The organism is Paraburkholderia sp. UCT2 (assembly GCF_014397665.1).
GTDB classification, from domain to species: domain Bacteria; phylum Pseudomonadota; class Gammaproteobacteria; order Burkholderiales; family Burkholderiaceae; genus Paraburkholderia; species Paraburkholderia tuberum.
On the sequence record NZ_VZQO01000041.1, the window covers coordinates 56,513 to 71,510 of the forward strand.

At 60.7% G+C, this 14,998-nt stretch carries 10 protein-coding genes; all 10 read right to left on the reverse strand.

Going from position 1 to position 14,998, the window contains the following annotated elements; translation table 11 throughout:
- Window positions 1-197: 197 nt before the first annotated feature.
- The 10 genes from tssJ to F6X39_RS27455 all read right to left on the reverse strand — a co-directional run bounded on the left by tssJ (window position 198) and on the right by F6X39_RS27455 (window position 14,939).
- Window positions 198-713 carry a type VI secretion system lipoprotein TssJ gene (gene tssJ / locus F6X39_RS27410; protein WP_187618882.1) on the reverse strand — a complete coding sequence of 172 codons (516 nt, stop codon included), beginning with the start codon at window positions 711-713 and terminating at the stop codon, window positions 198-200.
- Window positions 713-2,572: a type VI secretion system baseplate subunit TssF gene (tssF, locus tag F6X39_RS27415; RefSeq protein WP_187618883.1), complete on the reverse strand. Its 1,860-nt coding sequence runs from the start codon at window positions 2,570-2,572 to the stop codon at window positions 713-715. Before tssF ends, tssJ begins: the two co-directional genes overlap by 1 nt.
- On the reverse strand, window positions 2,569-6,132 hold the full coding sequence (locus F6X39_RS27420; protein ID WP_187618884.1) for an ImcF-related family protein: 3,564 nt from the start codon (window positions 6,130-6,132) through the stop codon (window positions 2,569-2,571). Before F6X39_RS27420 ends, tssF begins: the two co-directional genes overlap by 4 nt.
- Window positions 6,113-7,285, reverse strand: a complete 1,173-nt coding sequence (locus F6X39_RS27425; protein WP_316251731.1) for a hypothetical protein — start codon at window positions 7,283-7,285, stop codon at window positions 6,113-6,115. Before F6X39_RS27425 ends, F6X39_RS27420 begins: the two co-directional genes overlap by 20 nt.
- A gap of 104 nt (window positions 7,286-7,389) precedes the next feature.
- Window positions 7,390-7,650, reverse strand: coding sequence for a PAAR domain-containing protein (locus F6X39_RS27430; RefSeq protein WP_187618885.1), 261 nt, complete (start codon window positions 7,648-7,650; stop codon window positions 7,390-7,392).
- Between the two features lie 96 nt (window positions 7,651-7,746).
- Entirely contained in the window at window positions 7,747-8,526 is a 780-nt protein-coding gene (locus F6X39_RS27435) for a hypothetical protein (RefSeq protein WP_187618886.1), read from the reverse strand.
- 19 nt (window positions 8,527-8,545) lie between these two features.
- Window positions 8,546-9,145 carry a hypothetical protein gene (locus tag F6X39_RS27440; RefSeq protein ID WP_187618887.1) on the reverse strand — a complete coding sequence of 200 codons (600 nt, stop codon included), beginning with the start codon at window positions 9,143-9,145 and terminating at the stop codon, window positions 8,546-8,548.
- On the reverse strand, window positions 9,145-11,637 hold the full coding sequence (locus tag F6X39_RS27445) for a M23 family metallopeptidase (protein WP_262414833.1): 2,493 nt from the start codon (window positions 11,635-11,637) through the stop codon (window positions 9,145-9,147). Before F6X39_RS27445 ends, F6X39_RS27440 begins: the two co-directional genes overlap by 1 nt.
- A gap of 4 nt (window positions 11,638-11,641) precedes the next feature.
- A complete protein-coding gene (locus F6X39_RS27450) occupies window positions 11,642-14,014 on the reverse strand; it encodes a DUF2345 domain-containing protein (protein ID WP_187618888.1) in 2,373 nt (790 codons plus the stop codon).
- A gap of 523 nt (window positions 14,015-14,537) precedes the next feature.
- Window positions 14,538-14,939, reverse strand: a complete 402-nt coding sequence (locus F6X39_RS27455) for a hypothetical protein (RefSeq protein WP_187618889.1) — start codon at window positions 14,937-14,939, stop codon at window positions 14,538-14,540.
- Window positions 14,940-14,998 lie beyond the last annotated feature (59 nt).

The window sequence follows — 14,998 nt, forward strand, 5'->3', positions numbered from 1 at the left end:
CATACTTCCCCCGAATTTCTCACAAAGTCAAAAAAAACATTCGCCGCTTCACTACAACTATATAGGGAGTGAGGTTGAGTGACCGAAAGCGGCCGCACTGAGATCGACGACCTCACATCGTCTGTCGAACCAAGTCCTACCTTCTACACATGCAACTGACTACCCGGTAACGGCCACCATCCAGCTGTACAGAAGCCTCATCGATGCTCCGCGTCAATTTGCAGTGTGCGGTCCACTGCCAGCAGCCTCACTGGATCGGTCTTCTTCCACTGTGATTTCGGCACGAGCACCGACCATTCGGTGTTGGCCGTATCGTGAAAGAACGCCGCCACGCCCACGTAGTTCGCTGCGTCGCCGATCGGCTCCGAGATCTTCAGCGTCTGCCCCGGCCCCAGCGTGACGTTCCGGCTCCAGAGCGTCGCAGCCTTCAGCGCCTCGTTGCCCGCGAGCAGTTGCGCGTAGGTCGCTGTTGCGAAAGGCCTGTCGTCCTTCAACTGGTAAATGCGCAGCACAACCGGAAGCGACGCGCCGCGTGCATCCTCGTTCAGTGCGCCGCGTGCCGTCACCACCAGGTTCATCTGTTTGACTTTCGTCTCGAACACCGCGCGTGTGACATCCACGGTGCCGTCCTTCACCGACTGCCAGGTCCCGCACGCCGAGACGGCCAGCGCGAGGCCCACGCCGAGCGCACCCCGCAAAATCCAGACACTCATCACATAGGTGCTCCCTCGAAGTCGATGCGAGGATAGACGGTCTCCTTGCCACCGATGCTCAGTACCAGTTGCATGGAAACATGAAGGCTCGCGTAGCGCCCCAGAAAGTGATTGAGCACTTCGCCGAATAGCGCAGCATCGCCCGGCCCGTCGAACGCGGTCGGATCGAGTTCGACATATGCGCACGCAATACGTTGTACGTATGCCCGCTCCACCTTCTGCTTCTCGGAGAAACGTACGTCCCTGATCGCGTCGATACGACGCGAGACCCCGTCGTCTGGCGTCCAGTCGTAGAGTTCCAGCGTCTCACGCAGCGCCGGTGCGCCCTCCATATGGATCCGGTTCAGTTCGTTCGCGCCACCCGCCGTAAAGTGCCCCAATACGCGCCAGTCGTAGCCCGGGTAATAGCGCGGCGGATAGAGCGGCATGGACGGTGCCGTGAGGTTGCGCACCGATGCAATCCCGGTGAAGTCCGATACGGTTTCAGTGATCGTCGCCTCGGCCAGCGCCATGCGCGGGAGACGCCCGTTATTGGCGAGCGCGCGTACCGTCAGGTAGCGGTCCGGATCGGGACGGTCCTCGTCGTTCTCTGCGTGCCGGTACGTTCCGGCCCATAGCTGCCCCGCCAGCGTGACCCAGAGTTCCCGCCCAAGCGGACCGAAACGCGTCGACGTATGGAAGTAGCGCTCAGGCTTTTCGTGACGCAACGCCCAGCCACGATGCCGGAAACTCGTAAACGCCCGGTAGTCGTGCCGTGCGCTGTCCTCCGGGTCGGCGGCGATCACCGCGAGTACATCGTACGGCTCGACATGAGAGGCGATGCCAGGCTGTACGCGGATGCAGTGCTCCCTGTCGTGCCAGCCGACAGGTTCCAACGGCAACGCATCGACCTTGAACAGGTTGATGACAGGCGTGCAGAACAGGCGGAAATTCTCGCGGCTGACGGGATAGTCGCCAGGCATCCGGGCATCGAGTTCAATCTCGAAGGTCATCTGCGCTTCACCCGCCGGCAGCGCCGCAGCATCGAACCCGCACAGGTCGACGAAGTGAAACTTTTGCGGGAACACAAAATACTCCAGCATCGTCTGCTCGCGGTCCAGTTGCCCGTCGCGCTTCGCGTCTGTGACTGGCCATAGCCGCGTCGACGGGCCGAAGCCTGCCGCCTCGAAATGCACCCCGTCCAGCGGCTGCAAGGCGCCGTCCCGTACTGACGGCAGACTCAGCCCGATTGACGCAACCTGCCGCGTCAGCGCCGCGTATAGCGTAGCCGCAGCGGGCCGGTCGCCATGCAGGTACAGGCGGATACGCGACAGGTCCATGCGCTCGCGCTGCTCCCCGAGCCAGAGACCAAACGTCAGGCGGATCACCGTACGCCCGTCGGCACGTACGGCGACGACCGCATCCTCTACCGAGAGCGGTAACAGCTCGACGGGCTGCGTCGTCCGGTACACGCACTGAACCTTATCGGGACCGACGGGCGTTGAGCGTACGACGGCTCCGGCGGGGATCGGCACCGCAGTTGCGCCCGTTCGGTTCAGCGGCGTGCATTCGATGATCGAAAGCGACGGAATAGCGCGCGCCGCGTGCTCATAGAGGTTATCGAGCAGCGCGTCGGTCACCTCGGGCATCCCGTCGTCGAGCTTCATGCGTAGCCGCGCCGAGAGAAATGCAAAGGCTTCGTTCACCGCGCGCACAGCCCCTTCAGGTTCGCCGTAGAGCATCCCCATGCGACGCGCGGCGTCAGGCTGCGCCTGCGCAAACTCGCGGCCTGCCTCGCGCAGGTAGCGCATCTCTTCGTCGTAGTACCTGAGGAACGGATTCTCGTGCTCAGTCGGGCTTTTCTTCCAGGGTGCGGTCATGGTTGCAATTCCGGTGGCAGGGGAGGAAGCATGGGCGCAGCGCCCGCCTTGCCGACAACAAAAATCCTTTCGGGCATCTGGAAGCCGCGCAGCTTCAGCAGTTCGAGCGGACCGGCTCCGACCTGGGTGCGCAGCACGTAGCGCAACGGGTCGCCATTTGCGTCGTTCCACGTGAGCTGGTAGCGGGTACTGTCCAGCTGCTTCACATCGGCTTTTGCGAGCAGGCGCAGGAATGCCCAGTCGCCCGTCGAATCGAACGCCTGCCTCAGGCCCGCGTTGAGTGTCTGCCACGTCAGACCCGCGTGCCCATTCAGGCCATCGCCGGGCCACGCGAGCGGCGTCCAGCTTTCCTGCTGGTTGAAATAGACGATCTGCTTGCCGTCCACCGACAGTTCCGAGCGCGTCACGTCCGGCGTCGGCAAGGCCATCATCTCGAAGCGCTCGTTTGCATCGCCCTTTATGTAGAGTTGCGCGCCGACCGTCGAGAGCTGGCGCAGGCCGGCAAGGAACTTCGGATCGAACTGGAGTGCCTGTGGTGCCAGTTCGTTCGGTGTCCAGTGATCGCCTTCGAGCTTGAGTACGCCCGCGAGTTGCGTCGAGATGAAACGGGCGACCAGGCCGGTGTCGGGACGGACGAAGCGGCCGAGTTCGGCGAAGGATGCATCGGCCTGCGTGTCAAAGAACGGATAGCGGCCGCTCATCGTCGCGTTGAATGGTGCGGCCACGCTTGCACGCCATGCTTCGTTCAGGCTCGCCGCGGCCGGTTGCAAAATGGTCTGCCACGCCGCTTCGAGCGGCTGTGCAAACGCCGCGTTGCCAAAGCCTGCCCATGCGGAGCCGAGACTTGCGGCTGTCAGCGCCGCGTCATCGCGCGCCTGCGACAACTCCGAGAGCTTGCCCTGGAAGACCGCCTGCGCGAGCGAGCGCGCCATCGCCTGTGCGTCGGGACTGCCTGCGATCTGCTGCAGCTTCAGTCGCATCGTGGTGACCGCCGTCAGATAGCGCGACAGGCTGACGCCACTGAGCGCGACGTTCGTCGATGCACCGGCCTTGCCGTTTCCGCTGTTCGTCGCTGCACCGCCGCTCTCTCCCATCAATGCAAGCAGCGGACCGAATGACTTGTCCAGCGGATTGACGGTCGGGGCATTCGCGTCGTCGTTGTTGCCGATCAGGCTTTGTGCCTTGCGGACCAGCGTATCGGTCAGCGCCTGCGAGGGTCGTCCCGCCTGCGCCTGATACTGCACCGACTTCATCAGCGCGATCAGCGGCGAGGTCTGCGCGTCGGCGAGACGGGTGAGTTGATCGATCGCGCCGTTCAGGTTCGATGCCGGTTGCCACTGGAGACTGTTGAGCATGGTCTGCCAGGCGGCGGTGTACTCCGCGAAGTAGCGTGCTGTCAGTCGCTGCTTCAGTTCTTCGGCCGCCCGCTTCTCGTCAATTGCGGCGCTGGTGCGGATCGCACCCTGTGCGAGGGTGTTACCGATGGTCTGCGATGGTTGCGCGCCGGTCAGCACCCAGTCGCCGCTCACGCGTCGCTCGCTTGCGGCCCTGTCGATCGCGTCCGCGATCATGCCGTCCCACGCCGCGCGCGTGTAGATGCCAGGCACCGCCTGCGACGTGCTGAAAAGCCCCCGCGCGTCCGCGCCGTTGAGCAACGTCTGGAGTGATGCGTCAGCGTACTTGCCTTTGACCTCGTCGAGGATGCTCTGGTACACCGTGTCGTCGGCCGATGCGAGGCCCATCTGCGTCACCAGCATGTTGCGGGTCGTGCTCACGAGGCTCTGGTCGGGTGTGATGCGCCATTCGGGGTGGGCCTTCAGGTGGTCGGCGTAAAACGCGGCGAGTCGGCCGCCGGTATCGTCGCGCTCACCTTCCGGCATGTCGACCGGGCGTCGCCACAACGCGACAAGCGGGCGGCGCAGAAATGCGGCGTCGGCGCGAGCGGGGTCTCCAAGCATCAGGTACGTTTTGAGCGCGTTGTAGGTGCTGCCGCGCGCATCCTGCGACTGCAGCGCGTCGGCCCGCGCTTCGCCCGCAGCCTTCAGCAGGTCGGTGATGGTTTGCACGACCGGCGCCTGCAGATTGCGGGTCGCGGCGATACGGTATGGCGGCCACATCGCAGCGAGAAGGGCATCGTTCGAAGAAACGCCCGCGCGTAGATACCAGGGCGCGCCATGTTGCCGACGGTACTCAAGCTTTTCCATCAGCTGCTGGAGCGCGAGCTGGGCTCGCCAGGCCTCGGCGGTTTGCGGTTTTGCATCGACAGCGGCCTGCGCTGTCTGACTGGCCTCACGCATCAACTGCCGGTTGCCGATGAAGGACACCGTCATCCATACGCACCACAGGATCGCCGCAGCCGTAACGACCGTGGCGAGCGCGTTGGGCCAGTAGAAGCCGACGCGCCGGCCCCGGTAGTTGGGCGCCCCCGCCGCGATCTCGCGCCACACCGGCAGCAACGCGGCGGGCTGCACGCGCATGACGGTTACTGCCGGTGGCGCGTCGGCGGGCTCGCCGGGCGTCCCGTCGCCGTTGGCTGCCGGCACCGGTACGACGGTCGGCCCCGGAAAAACCGGCGCGAACATGACGCCCGCGAGCGACGCGCGCAGCCAGTTCGATGCAGCCAGTCCCCGAAGGCCATCGACGATGCGCTCACAATGGTCGCCGACATACTTCGAGATTTCCATCAGCCAGGTCACCCGGAGGTTATTCCGGGTGCAAAGGTGTACGCCCGCGTCCGCAGACCGCTGCTCGACCTCGTGCAGCAGATCCGGCAACCTGGCGGCGGCTTCCTGTGCCTGCCTGCGCGAATCGTTCGGCATGAAGGTGCCGACCGCGTCGAAGCGTTCCGACGGGCTACCCTTCGCCTCGACCGGGTGCAGGAACGTAACGGGCGCGGCCCAGCCAAGCGCAGTGGCGATGCCTGAAAGTGCACGGGGCAGTTCGGTATCCGTATCGTCCGCGCGTGCGACATGCACGACGCCATCAACCGGGTAGCGGCGGCGCAGTTGCCGGATCTGTGTGAGCCACTTCGCCGCCTCGATCCCGTCCGGCGACACATGCACGAGGATGATTTCGTCCTCCACATGCATGACGCCCGCCTGCTTGAGACCGGGCACCACCTGATCGATGCGTTCGTCCGGGCCGTTCACCAGCAGCCAGCGCAGGCGGCGTTGCCAGCGCCAGCCGTGCGAGATGCGTAGCTCCTCATACACGCGCTGCAGTCGCGCATCGCGCTTGAGCGGTTTTGCTGTCTGTGCGTGATCGCCGGTTTCAGAGCGGAACAGTCTGGCGGCCCCGCCGTATGCGCCTGTCGATACCGCGAACAGATGGGCGATCACGATGATGACCAGCACGATCGGGATGCCAATCAATAGCCGCGTGCGAGGCGCGCCATCCGCGATGCCAAGGCGGTCACTCCCGAACCAGACCAGCAGGAGTGCGGCGATGGCGAGGACGAGCGCTGCGAGGGGCATGCCCCAGATCGCTGCGCGGCTCGGAGCCGGTTTGCTGGCGGCGGCATCAGGCTCCGTGTACTGAAGGTTATTTTTGGGTATCGTCATGCGTGGATGCGTTTTCTTGATCTGCGGGTAAGACATGGAGGATGGCCGACTGCAAACCATCGACAACCAGTTGCGGTCCGCCTGCGGCACCGGATTCGATGGCAGCGGCGATTGCCAGCAGGCCGTTGGCTGCGCCGGCGTCGCCAACAATACGATCCAGGCGGCACTGCGCGGCATCCTTCGAAGCGGCCTGAAAACCGGCAGCAGCCAGAGCCCGGTCGCCGTGCTCAACCGGGCGCGTGATCCATGCGCGCGTCACTGCTGCGGCTTTGACCTTGCCCCAGATCGCGGCATTCGCGAAGCCGTACTCGGCCTCACCGTCGATCCCCTGGACGGGCCGGTGCAGCGCCGCTTTCGGGCTGACCTCCGGGGGGAGCCTGAAGTAGCCGGGGCCGAAGAGCACTGCAGCGCATCCTTCGGCACAGCCTTCGTCGATGGCATCGTCGTACCACGCTGCCGCGACGGCGAGAAGCGGACGGTACTCGCGCGCATCGAGCCAGGCATCGGCCACCAGCAGCCCGTCAGATGCCGGGACAATCTGAACCTCGAGCGGCGGCAGCGCCGCCAGCCGCAACGCGTCGCGGACCTGGGCCACGCGCAGGCCCGCAATCTCCGGCCCGGCCAGCACGCGCACCTGCGGCCAGTACGCCTTTTCGTATCGGGTTAGTGCCTGGATACTTCCGGCCAGCGGCTCAAGCGCAGCACGGATCATCTGGACAGCGGGAGCGGTCTTCGTCAGTACGCCTGCGCCGCCCTCGCTTTCCTCTTCACCCGCTATGGGCAGCCCGGCCAGCAGCGGATCATGATCCTCGAAGCGGTTGCACGAGACCTTGCCCGATCCATGGCGGGCGCTCTGCATCTTCAGGAGCGATTGCTTGCCAGCGAGAGCTTCGGCCAGGGATTTGCGCGCGAGCGGCAGACAGTAGCCTGCCTCGAGTACGTGCAGCGGGCGCTGCGCGAATCGGATTTTCTCCGCCAGCCAGCGATCACGATGATGGTTGCGCCAGTACGCGCGATACCACAGGACCTCGTAGCCCGCGCGGGCAAACCCAAGCAGGACCAGGAACAACCCGTTCGGCGCCCCCACCACCCAGCTCCAGAACTTGAGGCCGTTTGCAGACTCGCCCTTCGGCCACACAAGCAGCACGATCACGGGGCCGAACACGTTACAGACGAAGCAGGTAACCGCCCATGGCCAGAAGCGCATCCTTGGCGGATACGCGCTGGAGTGTCCGGCAGGAGAAAGATCGACCGGCATTACGCGATATTGACGTTCTGCAGCGACGAGATCAGGCGGCAACCGCACGCGCAGCGGTAATGATGGAAGGTAACCTCCTTGCCGTCGCGGTCGGGGAACTTCGCGTAGCCTTCGTCGATGACAGTCGGACCGTGCTGCGCGCAGATCGCCTCGTCGCCCTTGCGGGCAAGCGGCCTGCCCATGAAGTTCATCCATGGCGAGCCGCCCGTCACTTCCCCGCCGTGTTCGAGTGTGTCGCCTTTGCGGATGGGAAATGTCATCGCGTCACCAACACATTCTGTTCCATTTTTCTAGCGCTTTAAGATCAAATAAAAATGCCGCTTGCATTGCGAATGCCGCAATTTTATTAGACAGCATCAGCCACCATTTTTCATGCGAACACTTTGAACAACATCAATCACTCGATTGATAAGTTCGGTGGCTTTTATTTGCGATTCTTCCGTTTTGTCAACCGGAATAGCAATACCATATTTTCCGCCGGCGAAGACGTATCCGAAGGGGGTGCGTCTTATTACGTCAAGAATTATTAAATCACTTCCCGTTTGATCCGGAAAATGATACGGACGCTTCCATTCGCTGACAACTGTAATTCCATCAGAATTTCGTATGGTTCCATTAATGGTTTCCGACATGGACTTCTCCAACTCGCCTCCAGCATCACCCAAATTATAGACCCTCCTTTTCCAGCGACCTTGATATCCCTCGTAAAATCCGTTGTAATTAAGTACAGCCTTTTCTAAGCATTCGTCATAGTCGGGCTTTCCTTCGCAAAGATAACTCGGAGAAAGATAAGCTCCGCGCACAATCATGATATTCACAAATTCTCCATCCTGATGGGCGTCGGTTGACGACATAGGCATTAACACTTTAGACCTTAGCCCTACTATGCATTGATCGTGTACATCGTGATTCCCATAGGTTTCTGACAAGTTAGAAAAGTGATTCACACTAGAAAAGAGTACCCCATCATTTTTATTGTCAAATACAAATAATCTGCAATCGTTGTATGCCTCATTAATACCAAGATCGGCAAGCATAGGAGAAGCCTCATCTGCCAGCACATTCGACCATGCTGTCATAAAAAAGGTCTGAAATACGATTGAAATAAGTGTTTTTGCGATTATCTTGGCCGTCATACATCACCCCGCTATATTATCAATTGTCGACAAATCTTACAGATTTCAAAATATTAACAATTTCGGGCAAGATACTACCCCGCGGGTTTTGTAGGCGCGTAACAGATTGGGAACCGCAAACCGCCGAATGATCGTGGAAAAGGCAATACGAGAAATAACGTTGGCGTGTAGCTTCATCACCATCGTTATCATCCTGCACCATATAAAATCCGCTCGCATTTACCGCCTTCAATGCATAGACTTTAGTCAAACTGTGCAAATTATCGCGATCCTCATCAGACTCGTAATAGACTGACCAACCCTCGTCTGCCGTTTTATCGGGAACCGCGCCAAATCGCATGGAAACTTGATCAACCGTGGAACCATCCAAAATTTGGCACTCAAACGGGACACCAAAATTTTCCATATCAGTTTTGTGTGGTGGAGTGTCTGTCCAATATCCCGCTTTCAGTGGCATCTTGCTTGAGAAATGCCCTTCATAAATATCTTCAATGCCGATATGACACCCGCCCCCCATATCGACATAAACTATTTCTTGACCGGCATGCGCCGAAAATCCCAGCGAGAAATAGATACATATCCCGAAGACAGCCCTCAAAGCAGCACTAGATTTGACCATCAACTTCTCCTCGGCTCGCGCCCTTCTGGAAATCCCAATGTCATTGCACCTTGTGCATCTGGGAAAAACATATCCCCCAAGACGGCTAGCGCTTGAGCGTAGCCGACGCATCTCGCGATATACCCATTGAATGGCCTCTCTGGATGCCCAACTGCCGCTGGGAGATTGACCGCCGCCGATGCATCTCTAAATGAGGCACAATGATAATAAACTTTGCTAACTGGCGGATTACTCGAATTCTGTTGGTGGTGGACGGGTGGGCGTGTCGCCGCAACCCCTCGCCGTTCGAGGGCAATTTGCTTGTCGGCGTAAACACCCATGCCAGAAAAAATCCAATAGAATCCCGCGCTATCTGATGGCGCGATTACATCTTCATCCGAAGGAGGCATCGAGTTCGCAGAAACTTGCGCTCGCCACGCAATCATTTGCGCCGTTACACCGCTAACGGAATCAGACAGATAATGTGCAGCGTTAGATCGGCTGTTACTCGCGTTACGATAGCTCTCTTTTAGTCTAACTCGCGTCGCATCGGATATTTGGCTCTTTCGCCCCCTAAAGTCCCAATAGTGCATGTAGTTTTCCGGGCCAGTAAGTTGAAGAAAGCCCCGACCATCCCAAGGGTGATACCACTCACCGGCATTATTTTCATAGAGGGAACCAAACCATCCCGTTTCCTCCGCGGAGTTCCCAAAAAAAGTTGACGCTCGGGACGGTGTGCTCAAATTATATTTTCTTAATGCATAGTTAAGCGGTATAAGGCTGTTCTCTGCAAAATACCTCCGGCTCTGCGTATGGCTCACTGTCTCATAGTAAACAGCGTGATGTGTCCCCTCCCGAAGTACTTCTTTTGGAAGGAGTTGTCTAAACTCGTCTGCCGAGAGCCACCCACACTTCCTGAAATGCCGGATAAGCGCCAACGGATGAAAAAACCAGAGTTTCTGCCCGACGAGCGGCGTCTTGTCCAGAAACTGGAACTTGCTCAGGAAATCGGTGAACTTGGCGTACCCATCGGGGTTGGTATCCTTCTGCTTGCCAAAGAAGCCGTACGGATCGTTCAGGTCCTTGTAGCGTTCGTCGTTGTTGGACGGATCCCACTCGCTGCGCGCCTTGAACACCATCCCACGGAGCTTTTCATCCACGCCGTCCGTGTTCTGCACGTAGCCGGCAAGCTGAAGGTTGACCTCATTGTTGTTGTTTGGGTCGGCTTCGAGCGGTTGCGCCGACGGCAGTGAATCCTGAATGCCGGTCAGCCCGCAAAGCGTGGCGTAATCACATCGCCCCGCATCGTTGAACGGCGTGTTGTCGCCATCGACCTTTTGCCACCCCGTAAAGAACGGGAAATCCGCGTCAGACAACTTCTTGATCGCGTCCGGCGCGATGTTGACATAGCCCAGCGTGCCGTTCCCGTCGAACGGCACTGCGATCCAGGTGGCACAAGCCGTCCCCGTCAGCGTCGGATGGTCCGAGAGAATGCGTCCAAACCGAAGCATTTCGTAGCCATCGCTCGGGCACGTCGGATAGAGCGCCATTGCACGCTCATACAGATCATATTCATAGCGCTTTGGATTGTGGTGGCTGTCGGTGCCGCTGTCATAGGGGTCTGCGACCGGGTCCGGCGTGAGCAGCGTCACGTTGCCACTATCGCCGTTATCGATCCACGCCCGCGTAAAGCGCTGCCCCTTGTTGAACCACGCCTCGACATAGAGCGTGTCGCCTGCGCCAAGCGAGCCGCCCTGCACCTTGGGAAACCACTTCTCATCCATGCCCGCCGGCTGGGGATAGAACTCCTGCGGGCCGGAAATGATGAAATAGCTGTGCCCCCAATAGTCGCCCGTGGTCGGCTGGGTTGGCTTTTTCACGCCGATCTGTACCTTGTCGAACCAGGTCGTGAAATCGCCGTCCGCCATGAAGACTTCGAAGTGCAGATGTGCCACGCCCTGATGCTGGCCGACATAGCCAAGCATGTCCTTGCGATACACCTTCTTCGTGCCGCCCGCCTGGACCACCCCATCCTTGCCCCCTGCCGTATCGAGTAGCCATCGGGGCAGCGCATTCGCCGAGCCGGTCTCTGGCGGATCGTTAGGCTGGGGGACGATGTGCTCCTGGTTGATCATGTCCAGCAGGTGCATGTAGAGCGAGTAATACGTGATCGTGCGTCCGTCGCCCGTGTCGGTCTTGTGCCGGAGCAGGACGAAACCGGCATTCGAATTCAGCTCCGGTTGCCCGGTCGTCGAATTGGTGGTGCCGTCCGAAATGCCGTTCTTGCAGACCCGGTACGCGACCACTTCCCCATCGGCGATCGCGCGGACAGGTTCCGTCTGCTCACCCGGGTTCAGATGGATGCCGCAATGAGAACGCCGGTCGAAGGTGACCGGCCAGACCCCGTGATGGCCGATCTCGAACGGGTCGACGAGGTCCATCATGGGGTCCGGTTTCGACGCGTCGCTGGCCGTCAGGCCCGACGCGGGAAGGAAGGGAGGGCTGATGATCATGGCTTCAGTGGGATGACGAATACGGGTCGGAAATCTTCAGGCTGCTTTTCGGCAGGGACGGTAACTGGGTCGGCACGTTGTCGGGGCCGACGAAGGTGAACGAGCCGGCCTTGATGGTGTATGCGCCGGGGCAGTGGAACGTGATGTTGCCGCCCTCCATGACAACCGAGGCCCCGCCGCAGTTGAGCGTGATCTTCGACTTCGCCGACACCTGCACGTCCGCACTTTCGCTGGCGACCCGCAACTGCTTCTGAGCGAACAGGTCCATCCCGTCGGTAAGCGCCGAGGCCGTGAACTTGCCCTTTGCTGCAGTCAGGTTGATGCCGAGCCTGTGCGCGCACAGCGAGATCATGCCGCCCACCGCCATGCGCAGGCGCTGGACGACGCTCACGTCCATGTCCTGCCCCGCCGTCACGATCGCGTTCTGCCCCGCCGAGTGCTGCATCGATTTCGGCGTCACGAATGCCATGCCGCCGGGCGCGCTCGCGAGCAGCCCCGCGTCGCGCAACTGGTTCAGCCCATCGAGCAGCGCCGCCTGCGTGGCCCGGTCGGCAGGGTCGGCCCCAGCCTGCGCCGTCGCCGCCGCAAGGTCCGTCACGCGCTGCAATGCCGCCTTGAGCTGCGCGACGGCAGTGGGCATGTCGAGGTGCGGCGTATCGGCTGCGGCCGCCGCATCCGCCGAGAGGAACAGTCCCTTCGCCGCGCGCATCGTGCCCCAGCCCTGGGTCGTCATTTCGGACCCTTCACCCCGCAGGAGCTTTTTGCTGTTGAGCAGGTAGCCCTGGTTGAAGGCCGTCTGGCTGTAGACCGTCGCTATGCGGGCGCTCTCCTTTCCTTGCAGATCGTTGAACACCACCTCCGCACCGAGCAGCGGGGAACGCCAGATGGCATAGCTAAACAGCGACTGGTCTCCGCGCACCACGTCCGGGTGGGCGTAGTCGTGCATGGCCCCCGCTATGTAGATGCGGTCCACGTCGCGATTTTCGGCGTCGAGCAGGACCTCGGTCCCCGGCAGCAGGGGCGAGTGGAAGCCGCCCTGGTAGGACGATGACGGACGCAGCAGGCGCAGCTTCAGCAGCTTGTTGTCGGTGTTGCCCGAGCCCTGCAGGAACTTCGGCAGCACGCTATAACGCCCGTGGTCGTCCATGTCGCCGTAGGGGGCGGAGTCGCTTGTCGTGACCACGCCCACAGCGGGACCAGGCAGAAAACGCCAGTCCCGCTCAAAGTCAAACCTCGGCCGGTAGGTCAGGTTCGCCGGCATCGCCTTGAAGCGCGTATAGGCCGGCTTGGTGCGGCTGCCCTTCATCTTGAACGAAGTGATCACGAAGCCGTATTCGGCGCTCGGCATCTTCGCATTGGTGAGCTTCATTACCACGCCCGCCGCGATGCCCTTGGCGTCGGTCCTGCCCGCCAGCGTCGCCTGACGCGCGATCTGCTCATCGCGCCGCGTCTGCGCGAATGCTTCGCCCTGCGCTGGCGTCAGATGGCCTTCGACGCTGCGACTGATCTGCCCGAACGACGAGCGGTCATCCGTCTCGCTGGAGACATTCGCCGTGGCGCGAAGGGGATCGTCCGGCGTGCAGTAGTTGCGCTCCCACAGTTCGATGGTGGCCGGCACCAGCGCGCGCTGCTCATGCACGGCCTGGGCCGCTTCGTGCCAGCTCGCGTGCAGGCCTGAGGCATCCAGCAGCGGCACGTCGACCGAGCGGATATAGGCGCGCGGATTGTTGGCGAACACGATGGTGTCGAGCTTGCCATCCTTGCCGCGTCCCTGCTTGTAGAACCAGAAAACGCCGAGGCGACGGCAATGGCGGGTGATGAAATTCCAGAGCGACTCCTCCAGCATCACCACCTGCTCCATCTTCTCCTGCAGCCCTTCGATCTGGAATTCGACATCGAAGGCATCGAAATTCTTGCGGTCCACCAGCGCCTGGGTGATCAGCTCCTGCAACGTCACATCCTTGAATGTGTCGCTTTTGATGATGCGTTTGCAGAGGGCCACAAAGCGCGGCTCGATGCGTATCTGGTAAGCCGACTCGTCGCGGCTCGTGCGGATGCGCTTCCAGCTCGTCACCACGCCGTTGAAGGTGGCGGCGTCGTGACTGATGGGCTGCACGTAGCTCACCGAGGGCACCGCCGCCTGCTCGTCGATCTGCAGGCCCGCGCGACGGCCCACATACTGCTTGCCGTCGATCTCCAGCCGTGGCGACGTAACCGTGACGTCGACGCGGTAGTCCTTGCAGAAGCCGCCGCTGGCCTTGAAATCGAGCACGTCGAGGTCATGGGGCTGGGAGCCGATCCAGATCCTGAGGTGCTGGGTCAGGCGCGCGCTCGGATGGCTGAGCGCGGCGGTAAAATTTTTCGTGACTGCATTCATCCACACATCCCTGTATGGTTAAAGAAACGAGGCACAACTGTTGCGTCAGCAACCTTCAACCGAAAAAATCTAGGGCGGTACCCGCTGCCCGTCAATCACTCCACTCACCCTGTGCGAAATTGCCAACGATTTTGTGAATGATCGTTAAATCGGAATCCTTTGCTTTTTCGAGATGGAAATGCGTGATAAACGGGTGCAGCAACACCTAATGGCGAACGACGCATGCGAGTCGATCGCGCGCGGGAAACGGTCAGCCCTGCTGCTCGTGATAGCGCAGTGTGGTAGAGAGAAGCGTGGCGTCGCCGCGAGCGCGCCTCCAGAAGTTCGGCGATGCGCTCAATCATGGCCAGCATCTCCTCGCGCGTTTCGTTCGGGTCGGGTCGGGAGGCACATGATTTATCTGATGGACGCGCGTGACAACATATGCAGACACAATATGCAAAACGAATAAACGTCTGCTTCTCGCCGTGCAATTGAAAAAGGCGGCATCAAGCCGCCTTCATTGGATTGCTGACAGAGCCAGTTAGTGCTTCGTCGTGGTCGTGCCAGGAGTCGCAAGTCTGTCCTGAACGCTTTGCGCCGCATCGGCCAGCAGGTCCGCCGCATCGCGGGGAGTAAGACGACGGTCCGGAATACCCTTGGCGTCGAGCGCCAGAACCGTGAGCAGTTCATGATCGCAATTGTTCATGCGCCTGTAGTCCTCGCCGATATGAATCATGACCTCAAGCAGATTCCGCTGGTCGTGTCTTTCCTCAGGCGTTACAGAAGGATTCCTGAACAATGAAGTCGCAAGCGTAATCAGATGTTGAAGTTGCTGTCCCTGCCGTTCACAGAGATGGAAGGCAGCCAGCGCGAGACGGTCATACTGAAGCGCATCTACGGGGGGGGGGCGGGAAGAAGGCTGTTGCCGGGTAGCTTTGGTCATACGCGGACCGGGTTATGGTTAAGGATGGCCCGGTCTCACCCCTATGAGCGTGGGGGAGC